The sequence below is a fragment of the Nonomuraea sp. CA-141351 genome, from assembly GCF_050944675.1.
Lineage (GTDB): Bacteria > Actinomycetota > Actinomycetes > Streptosporangiales > Streptosporangiaceae > Nonomuraea.
The window spans coordinates 7,618,416-7,641,899 of record NZ_CP191982.1 but is presented as its reverse complement, the minus strand read 5'-3'; the positions used below and the strand labels follow the sequence as shown (position 1 = coordinate 7,641,899).

Sequence of the window (23,484 nt, the reverse complement as noted above, 5' to 3'; positions counted from 1 at the left end):
GCGCATTGACAGCGAGCACCAGGAATCATAGTTTCCTGCACGAAGGATTAAAACGTTTTGAAGGGAGTGTCAGTGCAACGCGTCTGCTTCCTGCTGAAAGTCCGCCCAGAGCGGCTGGCGGAGTACCGCGAACGCCACCGAGACGTCTGGCCGGAGATGCGAGAGGCGCTCGCGCGCACCGGCTGGCACAACTACTCGCTCTTCCTGAGAGACGACGGCCTCCTCGTGGGCTACCTGGAGACCGAGGACTTCGAGGCCGCCAAGAAGGCGATGGCCGAGACCAAGGTCAACGCCCGCTGGCAGGCCGAGATGGCGCCGTTTTTCGAGAGCCTCGACGGGCGGCCCGACGAGGGCATGCACCCGCTGGACGAAGTTTTCCACCTGGATTGATCGGGAACCAATGACTGACATCAAGGCCGCGCTACGCGCACAGCACATCGAGACGCCGTCCTGGGCGTACGGCAACAGCGGCACGAGGTTCAAGGTGTTCGCACAGAAGGGGGTGCCGCGCGACCCGTACGAGAAACTCGCCGACGCCGCCCAGGTGCACGCGTACACCGGCGTCGCCCCCACGGTCGCCCTGCACATCCCGTGGGACAAGGTGGACGACTACGCCGACCTGGCCAGGCATGCCCGCGACCTGGGTGTGGGCATCGGAGCGATCAACTCCAACGTCTTCCAGGACGACGACTACATGCTCGGCAGCGTCACCAACCCCGCCGCGCGGGTGCGCCGCAAGGCCACCGACCACCTGCTGGAGTGCGTGGACATCATGGACGCCACCGGGTCCGACACGCTCAAGCTGTGGTTCTCCGACGGCATCAACTACCCGGGCCAGGACGACATCAGGTCCCGCCAGGACCGCCTGGCCGAGTCGCTGGCCGAGGTGTACGACCGGCTCGGTGAGGGGCAGCGCTTCCTGCTGGAGTACAAGCTCTTCGAGCCCGCCTTCTACGCCACCGACGTGCCCGACTGGGGCACCGCGTACGCCCACTGCGTCAAGCTCGGCCCCAAGGCGCAGGTCGTGGTGGACACCGGGCACCACGCGCCGGGCACCAACATCGAGTTCATCGTGGCGTTCCTGCTGCGCGAGGGCAAGCTCGGCGGGTTCGACTTCAACTCCCGCTTCTACGCCGACGACGACCTCATGGTGGGGGCGGCGGACCCGTTCCAGCTCTTCCGCATCATGTTCGAGGTGGTTCGCGGCGGCGGCCTCGACCCCGAGACCGGCGTGGCGTTCATGCTGGACCAGTGCCACAACATCGAGCCCAAGATCCCGGGCCAGATCCGCTCGGTCATGAACGTCCAGGAGGCCACCGCCAAGGCCCTGCTCGTGGACCGCGAGGCGCTGGCCGCCGCGCAGACCGAGGGCGACGTGCTGGGCGCGAACGCCGTGTTCATGGACGCCTACAACACCGACGTGCGGCCGCTGCTCGCCGAGTTGCGTGAGGAGTCGGGGCTGGCGCCCGACCCGATGACCGCGTACGCAAAGTCCGGATATTTCGAGAAAATCGCCGCCGAGCGTGTCGGCGGAACCCAGGCCGGCTGGGGGGCCTGACCGATCATGGAAGTCATCAAGGAACTGCTGGAACGCTCTCACCGCCTGGGAGCCGACCCGCGCAACACCAACTACGCGGGCGGCAACACCTCCGCCAAGGGCGCCGCGCCCGACCCGGTCACCGGGGAGGAGGTCGAGCTGCTCTGGGTCAAGGGCTCCGGCGGCGACCTCGGCACGCTGAAGGAGTCCGGGCTCGCCGTGCTCCGCCTCGACCGGCTGCGCGCGCTCAAGGGCGTCTACCCGGGCGTGGAGCGCGAGGACGAGATGGTCGCCGCGTTCGACTACTGCCTGCACGGCAAGGGCGGGGCCGCCCCGTCGATCGACACCGCCATGCACGGCCTGGTCGAGGCCGGCCACGTCGACCACCTGCACCCCGACGCCGGGATCGCGCTCGCGACCGCGGCCGACGGCGAGGAGCTGACCAGGCGCGTCTTCGGCGACCGGGTGGTCTGGGTGCCGTGGCGGCGGCCCGGCTTCCAGCTCGGCCTGGACATCGCCGCCATCAAGGCGGCAAACCCGCAGGCCATCGGCTGCGTCCTCGGCGGTCACGGCATCACCGCCTGGGCCGACACGTCGGAGGAGTGCGAGTCGCGCTCGCTGGAGATCATCCGCACCGCGGAGGCGTACCTGGCCGAGCACGGCCGCCCCGACCCGTTCGGCTCGGTGATCTACGAGACCCTGCCGGAGGCGGAGCGCCGCGAGCGCGCCGCCGCCCTGTTCCCCTACATCAGGGGCCTGGCCTCCACGGACGTCCGCGTCGTCGGCCACTACACCGGCACACCCGAGGTGCTGGACTTCGTCTCCCGCGCCGAACACCCGCGCCTGGCGGCCCTGGGCACGTCCTGCCCCGACCACTTCCTGCGGACCAAGGTCGCGCCCCTGGTGCTCGACCTGCCGCCGGACGCGCCCCTGGAGCAGGCCGTCGAACGGCTGCGCGAGCTGCACGCCGCCTACCGCGACGAATACACCGCCTACTACAACCGGCACGCCACCCCCGACTCCCCGGCCATCCGCGGCGCGGACCCGGCGATCGTGCTGGTTCCGGGCGTCGGCATGTTCTCGTTCGGCAAGGACAAGCAGACCGCGCGCGTGGCCGGCGAGTTCTACGTCAACGCCATCAACGTCATGCGCGGCGCCGAGTCCGTCTCCACCTACGCGCCCATCCCCGAGTCGGAGAAGTTCCGCATCGAGTACTGGGAGCTGGAGGAGGCCAAGCTGCGCCGCATGCCCAAGCCCAAGCCCCTCGCGACCCGCGTCGCGCTGGTCACCGGCGGCGGCTCGGGCATCGGCGCGGCCACCGCCCGCCGCCTGGCCGCCGAGGGCGCTTGCGTGGTGGTCGCCGACCGCGACCTGGCCGCCGCGGAGAAGATCGCCGCCGAGATCGGCGCGTCCGCGTACCGGGTGTCCGACGTCGCGGTGGCGGTCGCGGTGGACGTCACCTCCGAGGAGCAGATCTCCGAGGCGGTACGCGCGGCCGTGCTGGCGTTCGGCGGCGTCGACCTGGTCGTCAACAACGCCGGCCTGTCGCTGTCCCGCGCGCTGCTGGAGACCACCCTGGACGACTGGGACCTGCAGCACGACGTCATGGCCAGGGGCTCGTTCCTGGTGTCCCGCGAGGCCGCCCGGGTCCTGATCAACCAGGCCATGGGCGGCGACATCGTCTACATCTCCTCCAAGAACGCCGTCTTCGCCGGCCCGAACAACGTCGCGTACGGCGCCGCCAAGGCCGACCAGGCCCACCAGGTGCGGCTGCTGGCGGCCGAGCTGGGCGCGCACGGCATCCGCGTCAACGGCATCAACCCCGACGGCGTGGTACGCGGCTCCGGCATCTTCGCCTCCGGATGGGGCGCCAACCGGGCGGCCGTCTACGGGGTGGAGGAGGAGAAGCTCGGCGAGTTCTACGCGCAGCGCACCCTGCTCAAGCGCGAGGTCCTGCCCGAGCACGTGGCCGCCGCCGTCTTCGCCCTCACCGGCAACGACCTCACCCACACCACGGGCCTGCACATCCCGGTGGACGCGGGCGTGGCCGCCGCCTTCCTCCGCTGACGACCGGCAGCTGACAGGTCAGGAGTAGGCCGCCACCATCCCTATCACCGCCAGCGCGGCTCCGGCCGCCGTGACCAGGAGACCCCCGGTCACGGCGGCCCGCCGCCCCGCGCACGCCCGCCCAGTACATGATCACGTACGGCAGGAACCCCAGCCCGCCGAGCCCGACCGACGGCAACGTCAAGGCCGCCAGGACGCCCTTCGTCCCGGCGGGGACCGCGCGGTCGCCCTCCGGGGTGAGCTGGGCCCGCGTCACGTCGCCCGCCTCCGAGTCGGGCGAGGCCGCCACCTCCACGACCGGCCCGCCGGAGTCGGGCGTGAACTGCCCTTCGCAGTCGTACCGGCCCTCGCCCAGATCCTCACACGAGACGACGCGCAAGGTGCCCGGCGTCCCGGTCCGGCCGGTGGCGAGCTGGATGTCCGCGATCGCGAAGACCGACGGCAGCACGCCGATCGCCAGCCAGAGCAGCACCAGGATGACCCGGCCCACCGGCCCGGGGCCCCTCCCCCTTCGGTCAGGGGTCACGAAGGAGAGATCGGGCAAGTGCTCGGTCATGCGGCGATCCTCTCCCGGCCCATTTGTCGTTCACTTGCAACGGACTGTGGTTGTGCACCTCTGGCTTGCATATTCATCCCCTGCAGTGCATTATCTTCAACAGCAAGGTCATGAGATGTGATGCATGAACATGCAGGAGGGTTTGATGAGGGCAGCGATCGCGGGAGCCAGTGGCTACGCGGGCGGGGAGCTGCTGCGCATCCTGCTCGGTCACCCCGAGTTCGAGATCGGCGCGCTCACCGCGGCTTCGAGCGCGGGCAGCCGCCTCGGCGTCCACCAGCCCCACCTGCCGCAGCTGGCCGACCGCGTCATCGAGGACACCTCCGCCGACACGCTGGCCGGCCACGACGTCGTCTTCCTGGCATTGCCGCACGGCCACTCGGCCGCAGTCGCCGCCCAGCTGGTTGAGGAGACGGTGGTGGTCGACTGCGGCGCCGACCACCGGCTCACCGACCCGGCCGCCTGGCAGGAGTTCTACGGCGGCGAGCACGCCGGTTCCTGGCCCTACGGCCTGCCCGAGCTGCCCGGCCAGCGGGAGATCCTCAAGTCGGCCACCCGCATCGCGGTCCCCGGCTGCTATCCGACCTCCGTCCTGCTCGCCCTGTCGCCCGCCTTCGCCGCGGGGCTGGCCGAGCCGGACGTGGTCGTGGTGGCCGCCAGCGGCACCAGCGGCGCCGGCAAGTCGCTCAAGCCCAACCTGCTCGGCAGCGAGGTCATGGGCTCCGTCAGCGCGTACGGCGTGGGCGGCGTCCACCGGCACACCCCCGAAATGGAGCAGGGCCTGTCGGCCGTCGCCGGGAGCCCTGTGCGGGTCTCGTTCACGCCGACGCTGGCCCCCATGAGCCGCGGCATCCTCGCCACCTGCACCGCTCCTGCCGCGCCGGGCCTCACCAAGGAGTCGCTGCGGACGGCGTACGACGTCGCGCTGAAGGAGGAGCCGTTCGTCAAGCTCCTGCCCGAGGGCGTCTGGCCGGCCACCTCCATGACCTACGGCGCCAACACCGCCGCCCTGCAGGTGACGCTCGACGAGCGCGCGGGCCGCGTGGTCGCCGTCATCGCCATCGACAACCTCACCAAGGGCACGGCCGGAGGCGCCGTGCAGAGCGTGAACATCGCACTCGGCCTGCCCGAAGAACTCGGCCTCCCCCTGACAGGAGTCGCACCGTGAGTGTTACCGCACCACTCGGTTTCAGAGCCGCGGGTGTCGCCGCCGGGATCAAGTCCGGCGGCGCCCGTGACCTGGCACTGGTCGTCAACGACGGACCCAGCAGGGCCGCCGCGGGCGTCTTCACCGCCAACCGCGTGAAGGCCGCCCCCGTCCTGTGGTCGCAGCAGGTCCTGACGGGCGGGCGCCTGCGAGCCGTGGTGCTCAACTCCGGCGGCGCCAACGCCTGCACCGGCCCGGAGGGCTTCCAGGACACCCACGCCACCGCCGAGAAGGTGGCCGAGGCGCTCCAGGACTCCGCAGGTGAGGTCGCGGTCTGCTCGACCGGCCTGATCGGCGAGCGGCTGCCGATGGACGCGCTGCTGTCCGGCGTCGAGACCGCCTCGACCCAGCTCTCCCGCGACGGCGGCCTGGCCGCCGCGGACGCCATCCGCACCACGGACACCGTCTCCAAGATCTCGTTCCGGAGGGGCAGCGGCTACATGGTGGGCGGGATGGCCAAGGGCGCGGGCATGCTCGCCCCGGCCCTGGCCACCATGCTCTGCGTGATCACCACGGACGCCGACCTGACCAGCGAGGAGCTCGACGCCGCGCTGCGCAAGGCCACGGCCAAGACGTTCGACCGCCTCGACACCGACGGCTGCATGTCCACCAACGACACGGTGCTCCTGCTGGCCAGCGGAGCCGCCGGGGTCAAGCCGGACCTCGCCGAGTTCGAGCAGAAGGTCCAGGAGGTCTGCGCCGACCTGGCCAGGCAGCTCCTGGTGGACGCCGAGGGCGCCTCCAAGGCCATCGCCATCGAGGTGGTCGGTGCCGCATCGGAGGACGACGCGGTCAAGGTCGGCCGCACGGTCGCCCGTTCCAACCTGCTCAAGTGCGCCATCCACGGCGAGGACCCCAACTGGGGCCGCGTCCTGGCCGCCGTCGGCACCACCGACGCGGTGTTCGAGCCCGGCCGCCTGAACGTGGCCATCAACGGCATCTGGATCTGCCGGGGTGGCGCGGTCGGCGACGACCGCGCCAAGGTGGACATGCGCCCCCGCGACGTGACGATCACGATCGACCTGTCGGCCGGCCCGCACACCGCGACCGTGCACACCACGGACCTGACCGCCGAGTACGTCCACGAGAACTCGGCGTACTCCTCATGAGGGCCACCGCCGCGCAGACCAAGGCCGAGACGCTGATCGAGGCGCTGCCCTGGCTGACCCGCTTCCACGGCGCGACCATCGTCATCAAGTACGGCGGCAACGCCATGACCGACGAGTCGCTCAAGGAGGGCTTCGCCGAGGACGTCGTCTTCCTGCGCCACGCGGGCCTGCGCCCGGTCGTCGTGCACGGGGGCGGCCCGCAGATCAGCAGCGCGCTCGGCAAGCTGGGCATCGAGTCCACGTTCACCGCCGGGCTGCGGGTCACCACGCCGGAGGCCATGCAGGTCGTCAGGATGGTCCTGACGGGCCAGGTCAACCGCAACATCGTGGGGCTGGTCAACCGGCACGGCCCGTTCGCCGTCGGCATGTCCGGGGAGGACGCCCACCTGTTCACGGCCGTGCGCAAGCACGCGATCGTGGACGGTGTGCCCGTGGACATCGGCCAGGTCGGCGAGATCATCAAGGTCGATCCGGGCGCTGTGCGGGCCCTCATCGACGACGGCCGCATCCCGGTCATCTCCAGCGTGGCGCGCGGAGACGACGGGGAGATCTACAACGTGAACGCCGACACCGCCGCCGCCGCGCTGGCCGTGACGCTCCAGGCGCAGAAGCTGATCGTCCTCACCGACGTGGAGGGCCTGTACGCCAACTGGCCCGACGACACCGACGTGATCGACCAGCTCGGCGCCGAGGAGCTGGAGACGCTCATGCCCACGCTGTCCAGCGGCATGGTCCCCAAGATGGAGGCCTGCCTGACGGCGGTCCAGGGCGGCGTCCCGCAGGCCCACGTGCTCGACGGCCGGGTGCCACATTCACTGCTGCTGGAAATCTTCACCAATGAGGGAATCGGAACGATGGTGATGCCCTGATGAGCTTGTATCAGAGGTTCGAACAAGCCTTCATGCCCAACTACGGCGTCCCGCCGGTCGCGCTGGCACGAGGTGAGGGCACCCGCGTCTGGGACGTGGACGGCAAGGAATACCTCGACTTCATCGGCGGCATCGCGACCAGCTCGCTCGGTCACGCCCACCCCGCCCTGGTCGAGGCCGTCTCCAAGCAGGTCGCCACGATCGCGCACACGAGCAACCTGTTCCTGCACGAGCCGGAAGTGCTGCTCGCCGAGAAGCTCCTCGCCCTGCTGAACGCCCCGGCCAAGGTCTTCTTCGCCAACTCGGGCACCGAGGCCAACGAGGCCGCGTACAAGCTCGCCGTCAAGTACGGCAAGCGTGAGGGCCGCTCCTACTTCGTCGCCGCCGAGAACGGCTTCCACGGCCGGACGATCGGCGCCCTGTCCCTGACCGGCAAACAGTCGATCCGCGACCAGTTCGGCCCGTTCCCGATCGACGTCCGCTTCGTCCCGTACGGCGACGCCGCCGCGCTCAAGGAGGCCGTGACCGGCGACTGCATCGCGGTGTTCCTCGAGCCCACCCAGGGCGAGGCCGGCGTCGTGCCGCCGCCCGAGGGCTACTTCGAGGCGGCCCGCGAGATCTGCGACTCGACCGGCGCCCTGCTGGTGGCCGACGAGATCCAGTCGGCGATCGGCCGCACCGGCCACTGGTTCGCGCATCAGGCCGACGGCGTGACCCCCGACATCCTGACCCTGGCCAAGGGGCTGGGCGGCGGGATGCCGATCGGCGCGTGCATCGGGTTCGGCGACGCGGGCAAGCTCTTCGCCAAGGGCGATCACGGCTCGACGTTCGGCGGCAACCCGGTCTCGTGCGCCGCGGCGCTGGCCGTGCTCGACAACCTCGACCTCGACCACGTCAAGTCGGCGTCCGCGCGGCTGCGCGGCGGACTGGAGTCGAACCGCCACCCGCTGCTGAAGGGCGTGCGCGGGCGCGGCCTGTGGCTGGCCACCGTGCTGAGCGAGCCCCGCTCGGCCGAGGTCCAGAAGGCCGCCCAGAACGCCGGCTTCCTGGTCAACGCCCTCCAGCCCGACGCCGTACGCATCGCGCCGCCCCTGGTCGTCACGGCCGAGGAGATCGACGCGTTCGTGGCCGCGTACCCGGCGATCCTCGCGGAGGCGGCCAAATGACCAGGCACCGCGCGGACTCGGCGCAAATCAGACACTTCCTGCGCGACGACGACCTCACGCCCGCCGAGCAGGCCGAGGTCCTGGAGCTCGCCGCGGCCATGAAGAAGGACCGGTTCGGCTACCGCCCGTTCGAGGGCCCGCAGACCGTCGCCGTCCTGTTCGACAAGCCGTCGGCCCGCACCCGCGTCTCCTTCCACACCGGCATCGGCGAGCTCGGCGGGCTGCCGCTGGTCGTGGACAACGTCTCAGCGCTCATGGGCCGCGGCGAGCCCGCCGCCGACCTCGCCAGGGTGCTCGACCGGCAGGTCGCCGCCATCGTCTGGCGGACCACCGGGCAGGAGCTCATCGACGAGATGGCCGCCCACTCCCGGGTGCCCGTGGTCAACGCGCTCACCGACGAGTTCCACCCCTGCCAGATCCTCGCCGACCTGCAGACCGTCCAGGAGAAGCTCGGCAGGACCGCCGGGGTCACGTTCACGTACCTGGGCGACGGCGCCAACAACATGGCCCACTCCTACCTGCTCGGCGGCGCCACCGCGGGCATGCACGTGCGGATCGCCGCCCCGGCCGGCTACCAGCCGGACGCGGTCATCCTCGACCAGGCGGCCGCCATCGCGGCCAAGACGGGTGGCTCGGTGATCGCGCTGACCGACCCGGTGGCCGCCGTCCAGGGGGCGCACGTGATCGCCACCGACACGTGGGTGTCGATGGGCCAGGACGGCAAGGAGCAGCGGGTGTCCGTGCTCAAGCCGTACCAGGTGAACTCCGAGCTGCTCGAGCACGCCGCGCCCGACGCGATCGTGCTGCACTGCCTGCCCGCCTACCGCGACTACGAGATCACCACCGAGGTGCTCGAAGGCCCGAAGAGCGTCGTGTGGGACCAGGCGGAGAACCGGCTGCACGCCCAGAAGGCGCTTCTCTACTGGCTAGTGTCACGCAAATGACGATTCCGATGACCAAGGCCGCGCGGCAGGCGAAGATCACCGACCTGCTGCAGCGGAAGGCGGTGCGCTCCCAGCCGGAGCTCGCCAAGCTGCTCGCCGAGAGCGGGCTCGAGGTCACCCAGGCCACGCTCTCGCGTGACCTCGACGAACTCGGCGCGCTCAAGCTGCGCGCCGACGACGGATCCCTGGTGTACGCCCTGCCCGGCGAGGGCGGCGGCCGGATCCCGCTCACCAGGCTGGGCACCGGCGAGTCGCCGGCCGCGCGGCTGCACCGTATCGCCGAGGAGCTGCTGGTCAACGCCGAGGCCTCGGCCAACTTGGTCATCGTGAGAACCCCTCCGGGCGCGGCCCAGTTCCTGGCCTCCGCCATCGACCACGCCGACTGGGAGTCGATCCTCGGCACGGTCGCCGGCGACGACACGATCCTCGTCATCAGCCGCGATCCGACCGGCGGCCAGGCCGTCGCGGAGGCCCTGCTGAAGGTGGCCGACCGGCGCGCCTAGCGCCAAGCAGCGAGACTTGTACCTGGAGACAGTGAAATGCCGGAAAGAGTGGTCCTTGCCTATTCAGGCGGGCTGGACACCTCGGTCGCCATCCCGTACCTGGCCGAGCAGATGGACGCCGAGGTGATCTGCGTCGCCGTGGACCTCGGCCAGGGCGGCGAGGACATGGACGTGATCCAGCAGCGGGCGATCGACTGCGGCGCGGCCGAGTCGATCGTGGTGGACGCCAAGGAGGAGTTCGCCGCCGACTTCTGCGTGCCCGCCCTGCAGGCCAACGCCCTCTACATGGACCGCTACCCGCTGGTCTCCTCGCTCTCGCGCCCGCTCATCGTCAAGCACCTGGTCTCGGCGGCCAAGCAGTTCGGCGGCACGTTCGTCTCCCACGGCTGCACCGGCAAGGGCAACGACCAGGTCCGCTTCGAGGCGGGCCTGTCCGCCCTCGCCCCCGGCCTCAAGGTCGTCGCGCCCGCCCGCGACTTCGCCTGGACGCGCGACAAGGCCATCGAGTACGCCGAAGCCAAGGGCCTGCCCATCGAGACGTCGAAGAAGAACCCGTTCTCGATCGACCAGAACCTCTGGGGCCGCGCCGTCGAGACCGGCTTCCTCGAGGACATCTGGAACGGCCCCACCGAGGAGGTCTACTCCTACACCGCCGATCCGTCCCAGCCGCGCGAGGCCGACGAGGTGGTCATCACCTTCGAACAGGGCGTCCCGGTCAAGGTCGACGGGCGGGCGCTGACGCCGTACCAGGTCATCGACGAGCTGAACAGGCGCGCGGGCGCGCAGGGCGTCGGCCGGATCGACCTGGTCGAGGACCGCCTCGTCGGCATCAAGTCGCGCGAGGTGTACGAGGCGCCGGGCGCCATCGCCCTCATCGCCGCCCACATGGAGCTGGAGAACGTCACCGTCGAGCGCGACCTGGCCCGCTTCAAGCGCGGCGTGGACCAGCGGTGGAGCGAGCTCGTCTACGACGGCCTGTGGTTCTCGCCGCTCAAGAACGCCCTCGACGCGCTCATCGCCGAGGCCCAGAAGCACGTCTCCGGCGACATCCGCATGACTCTGCACGGCGGCAAGGCCACGGTCACCGGCCGCCGCTCGGAGCAGTCCCTGTACGACTTCTCGCTGGCGACCTACGACACCGGCGACACATTCGACCAGTCCCTGGCCAAGGGCTTCGTCCAGCTTTTCTCCCTCCCCGCTAAGATCGCCGCCGCGCGAGACGCCAAGAAGGGGTGAGGTGCACTATGGTCGCGCCCGAGCACAGGAGCCCGGGGCGAGAGAGCGTGGAACGATGCCAACGAGTCCCGAAGCGGGTGCGACCATTGAAATGGTCACGAAGGAGATAACGGTGAGTGATGGCAAGCCGATGCGGCTGTGGGGCGCGCGCTTCGAGAGCGGCCCGTCCGACGCGCTGGCCCGGCTGTCGGTGAGCGTGCACTTCGACTGGCGGCTCGTGCCGTACGACCTGGCAGCGTCCAGGGCGCACGCGCGCGTGCTGCACAGGGCGGGGCTGCTGAGCGACGAGGAGCTCGAGCGCATGATCGGCGCGCTCGACGACCTGGAGCAAGCCTGCAAGGCGGGTGAGTTCCGGCCGACGGTCGCCGACGAGGACGTGCACACCGCGCTGGAGCGCGGCCTGCTCGAGCGGCTCGGCTCGCTCGGCGGCAAGCTGCGCGCGGGGCGTTCACGCAACGACCAGATCGCCACCGACCTGCGCCTCTACCTGCGCGACCACGCCCGCGCGATCGTCTCGCGCCTGGTCGAGCTGGAGACCGCGCTCATGGCTCAGGCGGAGCAGCACGCCGACACGGCCGCGCCGGGCATGACGCACCTGCAGCACGCGCAGCCGGTGTCGTTCGGCCACCAGCTCCTGGCCCACGTGCACGCCTTCACCCGCGACGTCGACCGGCTCGCCGACTGGGACAAGCGCGCCGCGATCTCCCCGCTCGGCGCGGGCGCGCTCGCGGGCTCCTCGCTGCCGCTCGACCCGCAGGCCGTGGCAGAGGAGCTGGGCTTCTCGGCCGCCGCGCCCAACTCGATGGACGCGGTCTCCGACCGCGACTTCGCGGCGGAGTTCCTGTTCGACGCGGCCATGATCGGCGTCCACCTGTCGCGGCTGGGCGAGGAGATCGTCCTGTGGGCCTCGCAGGAGTTCCGCTGGATCGAGATGGACGACGCCTACTCCACCGGCTCGTCGATCATGCCCCAGAAGAAGAACCCCGACGTCGCCGAGCTGGCCCGCGGCAAGTCCGGCCGCCTGATCGGCAACCTGATGTCGCTGCTGACCACGCTCAAGGGTCTGCCGCTGACCTACAACCGCGACCTGCAGGAGGACAAGGAGCCCGTCTTCGACGCGGTCGACACCCTGCTGCTGGTCCTGCCCGCGGTGGCCGGGCTGGTCGCGACCATGCGGGTCAACACCGCCCGCATGGAGTCCTCGGCGCCCGACGGGTTCGCGCTCGCCACCGACCTGGCCGAGCTGCTCGTACGCCGTGGGGTCCCGTTCCGCGAGGCCCACGAGGCGGTCGGCCACCTCGTGGTGTGGTGCCAGGTCAACGACAAGGACCTGGGCGAGCTCACGGACGACGAACTGGTCAAGGTGTCGCCGCACCTGACGCCCGACGTGCGCGACGTTCTCAACGTGCCCGGCGCCCTGGCCGCCCGCAAGGCCCACGGAGGCACCGCCCCCGACCGCGTGCGCGACCAGCTCATCGCGCTCAGGGAGGCGGTCGACACGCAGGCGGCATGGGCAGCGGGGAGCTGAGCCCCGCCGCGCTGCCGCGGGGCTTCTTCGACAGGCCGTCGCACGAGGTGGCGCCCGACCTGCTCGGGCGCGTGCTCGTGCACGGCAGCGTGGATGGCGCCGTCGCCGTGCGCCTGACCGAGGTCGAGGCCTACGGCGGCCCCGGCGAGGATCCGGCGGCGCACACCTACCGGGGCAAGACGCCGCGCAACGCGGTCATGTTCGGCCCCCCAGGCCACCTGTACGTGTACTTCACGTACGGCATGCACTTCTGCGCGAACCTGGTGTGCCTGCCCGAGGGCTTCGGCTCGGCCGTGCTGCTGCGGGCGGGCGAGGTGGTGGCAGGCATCGAGGAGGCCCGCGCCCGGCGCTCTTCCAAGGGGAACGGCACAGTGGCGCGCGGCAGGACGATCCCCGACCGGGACCTCGCGCGCGGCCCGGCCAGGCTGGCCGTCGTCCTCGGCCTGCTCCGCGAGCACAACGGCCTCGACGCGATCGGGGACGCCTCGCGGGCGCTTCCCGGAGACGCCCCCTTCGCCTCCGGCCGCAGGCTGACCGGCGTGCCCCACGGAGCGGCGGCCGTGCTGGAGGGCCGCCCGGCCGACCCGGCCTCGATCAGGTCAGGCCCGCGTACCGGCATCTCGACCGCCAAGGACACCCCGTGGCGGTTCTGGATCGACGGCGACCCGACCGTGTCGCCGTACCGCCCTCACGTGCCGCGCCGCCGCAACGCCGCGGCCACCTCCGTCGGAGGGGCGCCCAGCTCGTGAGGACTGAAGATGTGCAGGTGGTCGCCGGTGTCGATCTCGAGTATCTCGCTCCGCAGCCCCCACCGCCTGCGTACGTCGACCTTGACGTCCCAGATCGCCTCCCAGGGCACGTGCCGCTTGCCCGCGAACCCGTGCACCACGGTGATCCCGCTCTCGTCGGCGGCCAGCCGTACGGGGACGACCAGGTCACGCAGCCCCATCCCGCCGATCAGCACGGCCGCGGGAACAGCCAGGATCACGCCGCGCACGTCGTCCTGGACCCACCAGTCGACGGCGAGTCCGGCACACGCCAGAGCCCCTAAGATCTTGAAAACGGCCAGCTCGCGACGGACCCTCCACATGGAGACAGAGCGTATCCAAGTGGCGGTCAACCTAGGCGATCGGGCAGGCTTGTCATACTTAATGTCCAACGTCTCAATGGAAAGCCGGCACCGTGACCGACATTCTCGATGACCTCGCGTGGCGGGGCCTTATCGCTCAGTCCACCGACCTCGACGCCCTGCGCGCGTCCATGGCCAAGGGACCGATCACGGTCTATTCCGGTTTCGACCCGACCGCCCCCTCCCTGCACGTCGGCCACTTCGTGCCGCTGCTCACGCTGCGCCGCCTGCAGCTCGCCGGGCACCGCCCGATCGGCCTGGTCGGCGGCGCCACCGGGTTGATCGGCGACCCGAGCGGGCGCAACACCGAGCGCTCGCTCAATGCCAGCGAGGTCGTCGCCGAATGGGTGGAGCGCCTGCGCGGACAGGTGGGCCGCTTCCTCGACTTCGACGCCCAGCCGAACGCCGCCCTCATGGTCAGCAACCTCGACTGGACCGGCCAGCTGAGCGCCATCGACTTCCTGCGCGACATCGGCAAGCACTTCCCGGTCAACCGCATGCTGGCCAGGGAGTCCGTCTCCGCGCGGCTGCAGGGGGAGGGGCTGAGCTACACCGAGTTCAGCTACCAGATCCTGCAGGCCAACGACTACCTCGAGCTGCACCGCCGCTACGACTGCACGCTGCAGATCGGCGGCAGCGACCAGTGGGGCAACATCACGGCCGGCGCCGACCTGGTCCGCCGCATCGAGGGCGCGCACGTCCACGCGCTCACGCTGCCGCTGATCACCAAGGCCGACGGCACCAAGTTCGGCAAGACGGCGGGCGGCGCGCTCTGGCTCGACCCCGAGATGACCTCCCCCTACGCCTTCTACCAGTACTTCCTCAACTCCGACGACCGCGACGTGATCCACTACCTCAAGGTGTTCACGTTCAAGAGCCGCGAGGAGATCGAGGTCCTGGAGAAGGCCGTCGCCGAGCGTCCCTTCGCCCGCGAGGCCCAGCGGACGCTGGCCGAGGACCTCACCGAGCTGCTGCACGGCAAGCAGGAGCTCGACGCGGTCGTGGCCGCCTCGAAGGCGCTCTTCGGCCAGGGCGAGCTGGAAGACCTGCCCGCCTCGACGCTGGGAGCGGCGCTGGCCGAGGTGCCCAAGGCCGCGATCCCCGCGCTCGGGGCGCCGTTCGTGGACCTGCTTGCCGACAGCGGGCTGGTGGAGTCGAAGTCGGCGGCCCGGCGTGCCGTGAAGGAGGGCGGGGCGTACCTCAACAACGTCAAGATCACCGACGAGGCGTACGTGCCGACCGCCGATGACCTGCTGCACGGGCGCTTCATGGTGCTGCGGCGCGGCAAGAAGTCGATCGGCGGCGTCGAGGTCGCCTCTTAGCTCTTGGCTGAAGCGGGCCTTTCCGGAGGTGGAAGGGCCCGCTTTCGCGTTCACCGGCGGGTGAACAGCGCCACCGTCAGTCCCGGCAGGTCGGCGGAGTGCTTGGCCAGGCTGAGCTTGAACCCCGCCTTCTCCACTTCCCCCACCCGCGGAATCGCCGACTGTTTGCTCCCGCGCCAGACCACCCAAACCCGGTCTCGCCCCTTCAAAGCGGCGTTCACATCGGACCGCTCGGGATAGCCGAATCCGTCGGGGGAGGGCACGTCGCCGGACTTGAGCACGTCGACGGGCATCCGGGAGTCGGCGTAGTACTCGAAGCCGATGCGGAGCTGGCTCTGCCCGTAGACGATCGCGTCATCGGGCTCGGCCTTGATGACGCGCAACGCCCAGGGGATGTTCTCGAACCGCCCGTTCTCCTCACGTACCGTCATGTGCTCCTGGAACGACAGCGCGCACCCCAGCAGCACGACCACCACCGCGGCCACCACGTGGAGCCGGGGGAGGGACGCCACGGCGAGCCCGGCCAGCAGCGCCAGCGCGGGAGCGGTCACGAAGAGGTAGCGATCCACGTAGACGGGCGTCACGAGCTGCGACACCGCGAGCAGCAGCACCGGAGGCAGGACCAGCCAGCCGGCCAGCGCGAACACCCACGCCCGCCGGTCCACTCGTGACGCTCTCCACAGCAGCACCGCACCGGCCAGCGCCATCGCGAACAACATCACCCCGAGCCCGGTCGCCCCCGCCGCCATCTTCGGGAACTTCAGCCACACCTCCGGCCCCCGCTGCGGGATCCAGCTGATCGCGTGCCGCTCCCCGAACCCCACCAGGCCCAGCACGACAGCGGGCAGGCAGCCGGCCGCGAGCGCCGCCGGCATCCGCACCACCGAGTCCCGGCGCGCCAGCGCCAGCTGGGCAGGGAGCACCAGCACCGCGAACAGATGAGTGCAGCACACGAGCGCGACCGCCACTCCGTAGGCCGTCCACCGCCTGGCATCAGGCCGCTCGACGGCCCGATGCAGCGTCCAGAACGAGAACACGACGGCGGCGGCGGCGAACGCGTACGGCCTGGCGAAGGCCCCGAAGTAGGACACCGAGGGCATGATCGCGAAGACGGCGGCGCCGATCACCCCGGCCCGCGTGCTGTGCAGCCGCCGGCCCAGGTCGACCAGGAACCAGGCCGCCACACCGATCCCCACCGCTGACGGCAACCGCAGCCACAGCTCCGCCGTGCCCGCCTTCACCCAGAGGTGCATGAACAGGTAGTACGGGAGGAAATGGCCGTCGATGTGCCGCGCCAGCTCCCACATCCCGGACAGCGACCGGGAGGCGGCGCTGATGGTGGCCAGTTCGTCGCCGTTCAGGGTGGCGGAGCCGGTCCCCGTGAACGCCGCGGCCCCGGCGAGCAATGCCATCCACCACGGGGTGGACGTGCGGAGCCGCTCGGCGGGACGGGCTGGGGGAGCGAGCGTGGCGGCAGTGGTCACCGGGGCAGGATACGCGTTCGCCCGGCTATTGCTGGGTGGTACGCGTCGGCTTCATAACGATCACCACCCGCCGCTCGGCATCGCCGACCGGCCGCTCGTACTCCAGGCCGTAGCGGTTGGCCAGCACGTCGAAGAAGTCGCCCGACGGATCGGGCTCCACCCGCTCGACCACGCCACGGATCTCCACATAGCGGTACGGCTTGTCCGGATCGTTGATGGAGACCGCTACCTGCGGATTCTCCATGACATTTCGATACTTGCGGCGGTCCATCGTGGTCGTGAACCGCAGGTGCTCCCCGTCCCAGATCGTCCAGACGGGGTTCACGTTGGGCACTCCGTCCGGTCCGATCGTCGCCAGATGGGCGAACAACGGCCGGTGCAGCAGGTCCAGGTGGCTTTCAGGAATCATCGCGCCTCTCCCTCGATATGGGCGTATTGATGATATCAAAGCTTTGATATCCATCAATGTTGTACCATTCCCGGCATGGGGATGCCTGCGGACGAACGTCTCGGACTGGACATCAAGCGCACGGAGCAGGCCTTGATCGCCGCCAAGCAGGCTGCCATCCGGCCGGCAGGGCTGACCGTTCCCCAGTACGCGGCCTTGTTCGCGCTGGACGGCAACCCCGGTATGTCGGGCGCGGCGCTGGCGCGAGCGTGCCTGGTCACACCCCAGGCCATGACCGTCGTCCTGAAGAATCTGGAGGAACGGGGGTTCATCGAGCGCTCACCGCACCCTTGGCACCGTAATGTCCTGGAGACCCGGCTGACCGAGGCCGGGCGCGCGGCGCTGGAGGCGGCGGACGAGCGGGCCGTGGTGGTCGAGCGGGCGATCGCGGCCGAGTTCAGCGCGGAGGAACGGAAGATCCTGCGGGACCTGCTTGCCCGGTGCGGTGAGGCCATTGCCCGCGCCGCCCGGGAGCTGTGACGATGCTGCCCGGCTGGGCGGTGACACTCCTGCTCGGCTGGGCGGTGAGGGTCCCGTTCGGCCGGGAGGTGACGCGCCGATTGGCGAGGCGATTTGACGTGGGGCGGATCGCGACCTAGTCTTTCACTTCGCGCCGGGAGTGAGCCGGACGCCACTCAGGCGGACGGGCCCCGCGCAAGCCCCTTGAACTGACGAGCCACTCGGCGGAGCCGCTTCGGCGTGCTCCCGCTTGAGGTCGTCTTCGGGCGCGCCGTGATCACCGGAAAATCGGTTGATTCGACACGCTCTGGATGACACGGTAAGTTACGAGGGTTGCCCCGGAAACGGGGTGCAACATCCTAGCCAGGTTTGACCGGCTTCCAGCAAATCCTCGGATTTGACAGGAGATTGGCAACTTGGTAAATTTTAGGAAAACGAACGGTGCGCCTCCGAGCGAGAGCCGAAGGGCTTGAGTGAGGATGTTCGCGTCCGTTTCTTGAGAACTCAACAGTGTGTTAAAAGCCAGTGCATGAGATTTACATGCATGACCCCGTCTTTTTGACGGATAGCTCGGATTGATTTCCGGACAGACATTGTTTGGAGAGTTTGATCCTGGCTCAGGACGAACGCTGGCGGCGTGCTTAACACATGCAAGTCGAGCGGAAAGGCCCTTCGGGGTACTCGAGCGGCGAACGGGTGAGTAACACGTGAGCAACCTGCCCCTGACTCTGGGATAAGCCCGGGAAACTGGGTCTAATACCGGATATGACGCGCTTTCGCATGGGATGCGTGTGGAAAGATTTTTCGGTTGGGGATGGGCTCGCGGCCTATCAGCTTGTTGGTGGGGTAGTGGCCTACCAAGGCGACGACGGGTAGCCGGCCTGAGAGGGCGACCGGCCACACTGGGACTGAGACACGGCCCAGACTCCTACGGGAGGCAGCAGTGGGGAATATTGCGCAATGGGCGGAAGCCTGACGCAGCGACGCCGCGTGGGGGATGACGGCCTTCGGGTTGTAAACCTCTTTCAGCAGGGACGAAGTTGACGTGTACCTGCAGAAGAAGCGCCGGCTAACTACGTGCCAGCAGCCGCGGTAATACGTAGGGCGCAAGCGTTGTCCGGAATTATTGGGCGTAAAGAGCTCGTAGGTGGCTGGTCGCGTCTGCCGTGAAAGCCCGCAGCTTAACTGCGGGTCTGCGGTGGATACGGGCCGGCTAGAGGTAGGTAGGGGCAAGTGGAATTCCTGGTGTAGCGGTGAAATGCGCAGATATCAGGAGGAACACCGGTGGCGAAGGCGGCTTGCTGGGCCTTACCTGACGCTGAGGAGCGAAAGCGTGGGGAGCGAACAGGATTAGATACCCTGGTAGTCCACGCTGTAAACGTTGGGCGCTAGGTGTGGGGGTCTTCCACGATCTCCGTGCCGGAGCTAACGCATTAAGCGCCCCGCCTGGGGAGTACGGCCGCAAGGCTAAAACTCAAAGGAATTGACGGGGGCCCGCACAAGCGGCGGAGCATGTTGCTTAATTCGACGCAACGCGAAGAACCTTACCAAGGTTTGACATCACCCGGACACCTGCAGAGATGTGGGCTTCTTCGGACTGGGTGACAGGTGGTGCATGGCTGTCGTCAGCTCGTGTCGTGAGATGTTGGGTTAAGTCCCGCAACGAGCGCAACCCTTGCTCCATGTTGCCAGCACGCCTTTCGGGGTGGTGGGGACTCATGGGGGACTGCCGGGGTCAACTCGGAGGAAGGTGGGGATGACGTCAAGTCATCATGCCCCTTATGTCTTGGGCTGCAAACATGCTACAATGGCCGGTACAGAGGGTTGCGATGCCGTGAGGTGGAGCGAATCCCTAAAAGCCGGTCTCAGTTCGGATTGGGGTCTGCAACTCGACCCCATGAAGTCGGAGTCGCTAGTAATCGCAGATCAGCAATGCTGCGGTGAATACGTTCCCGGGCCTTGTACACACCGCCCGTCACGTCACGAAAGTCGGCAACACCCGAAGCCCGTGGCCCAACCACTTGTGGGGGGAGCGGTCGAAGGTGGGGCTGGCGATTGGGACGAAGTCGTAACAAGGTAGCCGTACCGGAAGGTGCGGCTGGATCACCTCCTTTCTAAGGAGCTACTTTCACCTTTCACCGGCGCGTGTTCGGTGGGGTGACAGCTCACTAGTGGAGCACTGGCTACTCAACCAGGCTGTGATCGTCTGGCTGTAAGTACCGTCGCTGGTGACAGCGGAGTGGGAACGCGGCTGTGGGGGTTCGGACTGGTTGGACACACTGTTGGGTCCTGAAGGAACGGGCATGCGTGTCTGGTTCTTCGGAGACAGGGCCAGCGGACGCTTCACATGTGGTGGGGCGCGAGCTGGTTTGCTGTTTGTTGTTTGAGATTTGCATAGTGGACGCGAGCATCTTTGTGGCCAAGTTTTTTAGGGCACACGGTGGATGCCTTGGCATCAGGAGCCGATGAAGGACGTGGGAGGCTGCGTTAAGCCTCGGGGAGTCGCCAACCAGACGTTGATCCGGGGATGTCCGAATGGGGAAACCTAGCACCAGTCATGTGGTGTTGCCTCCGCCTGAATGTATAGGGCGGTTGGTGGTAACGCGGGGAAGTGAAACATCTCAGTACCCGTAGGAAGAGAAAACAATATGTGATTCCGTGAGTAGTGGTGAGCGAAAGCGGATGAGGCTAAACCGGGCGTGTGTGATAGCCGGCAGGCGTTGCATGTCCGGGGTCGTGGGACCTTCTAGCAGTCTCTGCCGGGGTTGCGAACAGTGATAAATCGGTGGGGTAGTTGAAAGCTCTGGGAAGGGCTGCCGTAGACCGTGAGAGCCGGGTAGGCGAAACCTTGTCGACTGTTTGAGGGGATCCCAAGTAGCACGGGGCTCGAGAAATCCTGTGTGAATCTGCCAGGACCACCTGGTAAGCCTAAATACTCCCTGGTGACCGATAGTGCACGAGTACCGTGAGGGAAAGGTGAAAAGTGCCCCGGTGAGGGGTCGTGAAATAGTACCTGAAACCGTGTGCCTACAAGCCGTAGGAGCTTAGTCGTTCTTCGGAGCGGCTGTGATGTGACTGCGTGCCTTTTGAAGAATGAGCCTGCGAGTTATGGTGTGTGGCGAGGTTAACCTGTGTGGGGGAGCCGTAGCGAAAGCGAGTCTGAATAGGGCGTTTGAGTCGCATGCTGTAGACCCGAAGCGGAGTGATCTACGCATGGGCAGGTTGAAGCTCAGGTAAGACTGGGTGGAGGACCGAACCCACCAGGGTTGAAAACCTGGGGGATGATCTGTGTGTAGGGGTGAAAGGCCAATCAAACTCCGTGATAGCTGGTTCTCCCCGAAATGCATTTAGGTGCAGCGTTGCGTGTTTCTTGCCGGAGGTAGAGCACTGGATGGCTAATGGGCCCGACAAGGTTACTGACGTCAGCCAAACTCCGAATGCCGGTAAGTGAGAGCGTGGCAGTGAGACTGCGGGCGATAAGGTTCGTAGTCGAGAGGGAAACAGCCCAGATCACCGACTAAGGCCCCTAAGCGTGTGCTAAGTGGGAAAGGATGTGGAGTCGCAGAGACAACCAGGAGGTTGGCTTAGAAGCAGCCACCCTTGAAAGAGTGCGTAATAGCTCACTGGTCAAGTGATTCTGCGCCGACAATGTAGCGGGGCTCAAGTACACCGCCGAAGTCGTGGCATTGACAGCTTTCGGGTTGTTGATGGGTAGGGGAGCGTCGTGCAGCCGGTGAAGCAGCAGAGTGATCTAGTTGTGGAGGCTGTGCGAGTGAGAATGCAGGCATGAGTAGCGAATCGAGGGTGAGAAACCCTCGCGCCGGATGACCAAGGGTTCCTGGGGCAGGTTAATCCGCCCAGGGTAAGTCGGGACCTAAGGCGAGGCCGACAGGCGTAGTCGATGGACAACGGGTTGATATTCCCGTACCCGCTTCAATGCGCCCATATCGAACCCCTTGATACTAAGAGTCCTTAACTCGCTCGGGCCTTCGGGCTTGGGGTCAGGGTGAACGCTCGGCCTGATTGGGTAGTAGGTAAGCGATGGGGTGACGCAGGAAGGTAGTCCAGCCCAGGCGATGGTTGTCCTGGGGTAAGCATGTAGGGAGCGAGGTAGGTAAATCCGCCTCGTATTGATCCTGAGATGTGATGCCGAGCCGATTGTGGTGAAGTGGATGATCCTATGCTGCCGAGAAAAGCCTCTAGTGAGTGTTGTGGCGGCCCGTACCCTAAACCGACTCAGGTGGTCAGGTAGAGAATACCGAGGCGATCGGGTGAACTGTGGTTAAGGAACTCGGCAAATTGCCCCCGTAACTTCGGGAGAAGGGGGACCTCTGCTGGTGATGAGTTTTGCACTCGGAGCTGGTGGGGGTCGCAGTGGCCAGGGGGAAGCGACTGTTTACTAAAAACACAGGTCCGTGCGAAGTCGTAAGACGATGTATACGGACTGACGCCTGCCCGGTGCCGGAACGTTAAGGGGACCGCTTAGTGTGAGTAATCATGCGAAGGTGAGAACTTAAGCGCCGGTAAACGGCGGTGGTAACTATAACCATCCTAAGGTAGCGAAATTCCTTGTCGGGTAAGTTCCGACCTGCACGAATGGCGTAACGACTTCCCCGCTGTCTCAACCGCAGACCCGGTGAAATTGCAGTACGAGTAAAGATGCTCGTTTCGCGCAGCAGGACGGAAAGACCCCGGGACCTTCACTACAGCTTGACATTGGTGTTTGGAACGGCTTGTGTAGGATAGGTGGGAGACTGGGAAGCTCGGACGCTAGTTCGGGTGGAGTCATTGGTGAAATACCACTCTGGTCGTTTTGGATGTCTAACTCTGGTCCGTGATCCGGATCGGGGACAGTGTCTGGTGGGTAGTTTAACTGGGGCGGTTGCCTCCTAAAGGGTAACGGAGGCGCCCAAAGGTTCCCTCAGCCTGGTTGGCAATCAGGTGTTGAGTGTAAGTGCACAAGGGAGCTTGACTGTGAGACTGACGGGTCGAGCAGGAGCGAAAGCTGGGACTAGTGATCCGGCATCGGCGTGTGGAAGCGGTGTCGCTCAACGGCTAAAAGGTACCCCGGGGATAACAGGCTGATCTTCCCCAAGAGTCCATATCGACGGGATGGTTTGGCACCTCGATGTCGGCTCGTCGCATCCTGGGGCTGGAGTAGGTCCCAAGGGTTGGGCTGTTCGCCCATTAAAGCGGTACGCGAGCTGGGTTTAGAACGTCGCGAGACAGTTCGGTCCCTATCCGCTGCGCGCGCAGGAGACTTGAAAGGGGCTGTCCCTAGTACGAGAGGACCGGGACGGACGAACCTCTGGTGTGCCAGTTGTACCGCCAGGTGCACGGCTGGTTGGCTACGTTCGGGAGGGATAACCGCTGAAAGCATCTAAGCGGGAAGCTTGCCTTGAGATGAGGTCTCCCACCTGTGAGGGGTAAGGCTCCCGGTAGACGACCGGGTTGATAGGCCGGAAGTGGAAGCGCGGTAACGTGTGGAGCTGACCGGTACTAATAGGCCGAGGACTTGACCACAAAGCATTTTTGCTCGCGTCCACTAGGCAATTCTGAGACAGCAAACAGCTGTTTCGCAGGGTTGCGGCGGTTATGGCGGGAAGGAAACACCCGGTTACATTCCGAACCCGGAAGTTAAGCTTCCCAGCGCCGATGGTACTGCACTCGGGAGGGTGTGGGAGAGTAGGTCACCGCCGCACAATATTTACGGAGGGGGCTTGACGCCACGCGCGTCAGGCCCCCTTTTTTGTTTCCTCCGTCAGGCGAGAGAGACGTTGCTGATCTCCACGCCGGCATCCTCGCCGCAGTGAGTGGCCGTCTACGGGGGAAGCGTTTTCATACGGGCTCATGGACGTTCCCGGGCTTGCTAGGCTGGAGACAGCGGGCCACCCCCACGGGTGGCCTTCGTCGCGTAAGG

General features: G+C 67.4%; 18 protein-coding genes and 3 rRNA genes. 17 read left to right on the top strand and 4 right to left on the bottom strand.

Annotation, left to right across the window (positions count from 1 at the left end):
* Positions 1–72 precede the first annotated feature (72 nt).
* Genes ACQPWU_RS36065 through ACQPWU_RS36055 form a run of 3 tightly spaced genes read left to right on the top strand, consistent with a single transcriptional unit; the run spans position 73 to position 3,604 of the window.
* A complete protein-coding gene (locus ACQPWU_RS36065; RefSeq protein ID WP_433429796.1) occupies positions 73–390 on the top strand; it encodes an L-rhamnose mutarotase in 318 nt (105 codons plus the stop codon).
* Positions 391–400: 10 nt separating this feature from the next.
* On the top strand, positions 401–1,558 hold the full coding sequence (rhaI, locus tag ACQPWU_RS36060; protein ID WP_433429794.1) for an L-rhamnose isomerase: 1,158 nt from the start codon (positions 401–403) through the stop codon (positions 1,556–1,558).
* A gap of 6 nt (positions 1,559–1,564) precedes the next feature.
* Entirely contained in the window at positions 1,565–3,604 is a 2,040-nt protein-coding gene (locus tag ACQPWU_RS36055) for a bifunctional aldolase/short-chain dehydrogenase (protein WP_433429793.1), read from the top strand.
* On the opposite strand, the gene ACQPWU_RS36050 is transcribed toward ACQPWU_RS36055, so the two are convergent.
* Complete coding sequence (locus ACQPWU_RS36050) at positions 3,540–4,160, bottom strand: hypothetical protein (RefSeq protein WP_433429791.1); 621 nt, start codon at positions 4,158–4,160, stop codon at positions 3,540–3,542. The genes ACQPWU_RS36055 and ACQPWU_RS36050 overlap by 65 nt on opposite strands.
* A 145-nt stretch (positions 4,161–4,305) precedes the next feature.
* Between ACQPWU_RS36050 and argC the strand changes: the two genes are divergently transcribed.
* The 9 genes from argC (at position 4,306) to ACQPWU_RS36005 (ending at position 13,471) form a co-directional block, all read left to right on the top strand.
* Positions 4,306–5,328 carry an N-acetyl-gamma-glutamyl-phosphate reductase gene (gene argC, locus ACQPWU_RS36045; protein ID WP_433429790.1) on the top strand — a complete coding sequence of 341 codons (1,023 nt, stop codon included), beginning with the start codon at positions 4,306–4,308 and terminating at the stop codon, positions 5,326–5,328.
* Entirely contained in the window at positions 5,325–6,476 is a 1,152-nt protein-coding gene (gene argJ, locus ACQPWU_RS36040; protein ID WP_433429788.1) for a bifunctional glutamate N-acetyltransferase/amino-acid acetyltransferase ArgJ, read from the top strand. Before argC ends, argJ begins: the two co-directional genes overlap by 4 nt.
* On the top strand, positions 6,473–7,345 hold the full coding sequence (gene argB / locus ACQPWU_RS36035) for an acetylglutamate kinase (RefSeq protein ID WP_433429786.1): 873 nt from the start codon (positions 6,473–6,475) through the stop codon (positions 7,343–7,345). The genes argJ and argB overlap by 4 nt, the downstream gene beginning before the upstream one ends.
* Entirely contained in the window at positions 7,345–8,511 is a 1,167-nt protein-coding gene (locus ACQPWU_RS36030; protein WP_433429784.1) for an acetylornithine transaminase, read from the top strand. The genes argB and ACQPWU_RS36030 overlap by 1 nt, the downstream gene beginning before the upstream one ends.
* A complete protein-coding gene (argF, locus tag ACQPWU_RS36025) occupies positions 8,508–9,455 on the top strand; it encodes an ornithine carbamoyltransferase (protein ID WP_433429782.1) in 948 nt (315 codons plus the stop codon). The genes ACQPWU_RS36030 and argF overlap by 4 nt, the downstream gene beginning before the upstream one ends.
* On the top strand, positions 9,452–9,958 hold the full coding sequence (locus ACQPWU_RS36020; protein ID WP_433429780.1) for an arginine repressor: 507 nt from the start codon (positions 9,452–9,454) through the stop codon (positions 9,956–9,958). The genes argF and ACQPWU_RS36020 overlap by 4 nt, the downstream gene beginning before the upstream one ends.
* Before the next feature lie 36 nt (positions 9,959–9,994).
* The gene (locus ACQPWU_RS36015) at positions 9,995–11,194 is read left to right on the top strand and encodes an argininosuccinate synthase (protein ID WP_433429778.1); all 1,200 of its coding nucleotides are present in this window, start codon (positions 9,995–9,997) and stop codon (positions 11,192–11,194) included.
* Between the two features lie 91 nt (positions 11,195–11,285).
* Entirely contained in the window at positions 11,286–12,722 is a 1,437-nt protein-coding gene (gene argH, locus ACQPWU_RS36010; protein ID WP_433429776.1) for an argininosuccinate lyase, read from the top strand.
* Complete coding sequence (locus ACQPWU_RS36005; RefSeq protein ID WP_433429774.1) at positions 12,704–13,471, top strand: DNA-3-methyladenine glycosylase; 768 nt, start codon at positions 12,704–12,706, stop codon at positions 13,469–13,471. The genes argH and ACQPWU_RS36005 overlap by 19 nt, the downstream gene beginning before the upstream one ends.
* On the opposite strand, the gene ACQPWU_RS36000 is transcribed toward ACQPWU_RS36005, so the two are convergent.
* Complete coding sequence (locus ACQPWU_RS36000) at positions 13,411–13,812, bottom strand: PH domain-containing protein (RefSeq protein ID WP_433429773.1); 402 nt, start codon at positions 13,810–13,812, stop codon at positions 13,411–13,413. The two genes, ACQPWU_RS36005 and ACQPWU_RS36000, sit on opposite strands and share 61 nt — an antisense overlap.
* 92 nt (positions 13,813–13,904) lie before the next feature.
* Here ACQPWU_RS36000 and tyrS point away from each other — a divergent pair, with 92 nt between their 5' ends.
* A complete protein-coding gene (gene tyrS / locus ACQPWU_RS35995) occupies positions 13,905–15,173 on the top strand; it encodes a tyrosine--tRNA ligase (RefSeq protein ID WP_433429771.1) in 1,269 nt (422 codons plus the stop codon).
* Positions 15,174–15,223: 50 nt separating this feature from the next.
* Here tyrS and ACQPWU_RS35990 read toward each other — a convergent pair whose 3' ends face one another.
* Both ACQPWU_RS35990 and ACQPWU_RS35985 read right to left on the bottom strand, forming a co-directional pair.
* Positions 15,224–16,657, bottom strand: coding sequence for a glycosyltransferase family 39 protein (locus ACQPWU_RS35990; RefSeq protein ID WP_433429769.1), 1,434 nt, complete (start codon positions 16,655–16,657; stop codon positions 15,224–15,226).
* A 25-nt stretch (positions 16,658–16,682) separates the two neighbouring features.
* The gene (locus ACQPWU_RS35985) at positions 16,683–17,066 is read right to left on the bottom strand and encodes a PPOX class F420-dependent oxidoreductase (RefSeq protein ID WP_433429768.1); all 384 of its coding nucleotides are present in this window, start codon (positions 17,064–17,066) and stop codon (positions 16,683–16,685) included.
* Positions 17,067–17,141: 75 nt separating this feature from the next.
* On the opposite strand from ACQPWU_RS35985, the gene ACQPWU_RS35980 reads away from it, so the two are divergent.
* The 4 genes from ACQPWU_RS35980 to rrf all read left to right on the top strand — a co-directional run bounded on the left by ACQPWU_RS35980 (position 17,142) and on the right by rrf (position 23,266).
* Entirely contained in the window at positions 17,142–17,585 is a 444-nt protein-coding gene (locus ACQPWU_RS35980) for a MarR family winged helix-turn-helix transcriptional regulator (RefSeq protein ID WP_433429766.1), read from the top strand.
* Between the two features lie 573 nt (positions 17,586–18,158).
* A 16S ribosomal RNA gene (locus ACQPWU_RS35975) occupies positions 18,159–19,678 on the top strand.
* 303 nt (positions 19,679–19,981) lie between these two features.
* Positions 19,982–23,087: ribosomal RNA gene (locus ACQPWU_RS35970) — 23S ribosomal RNA — on the top strand.
* 62 nt (positions 23,088–23,149) lie between these two features.
* Positions 23,150–23,266 (top strand): 5S ribosomal RNA (rrf, locus tag ACQPWU_RS35965).
* Together the 16S, 23S and 5S rRNA genes form the textbook arrangement of a ribosomal RNA operon.
* Positions 23,267–23,484 lie beyond the last annotated feature (218 nt).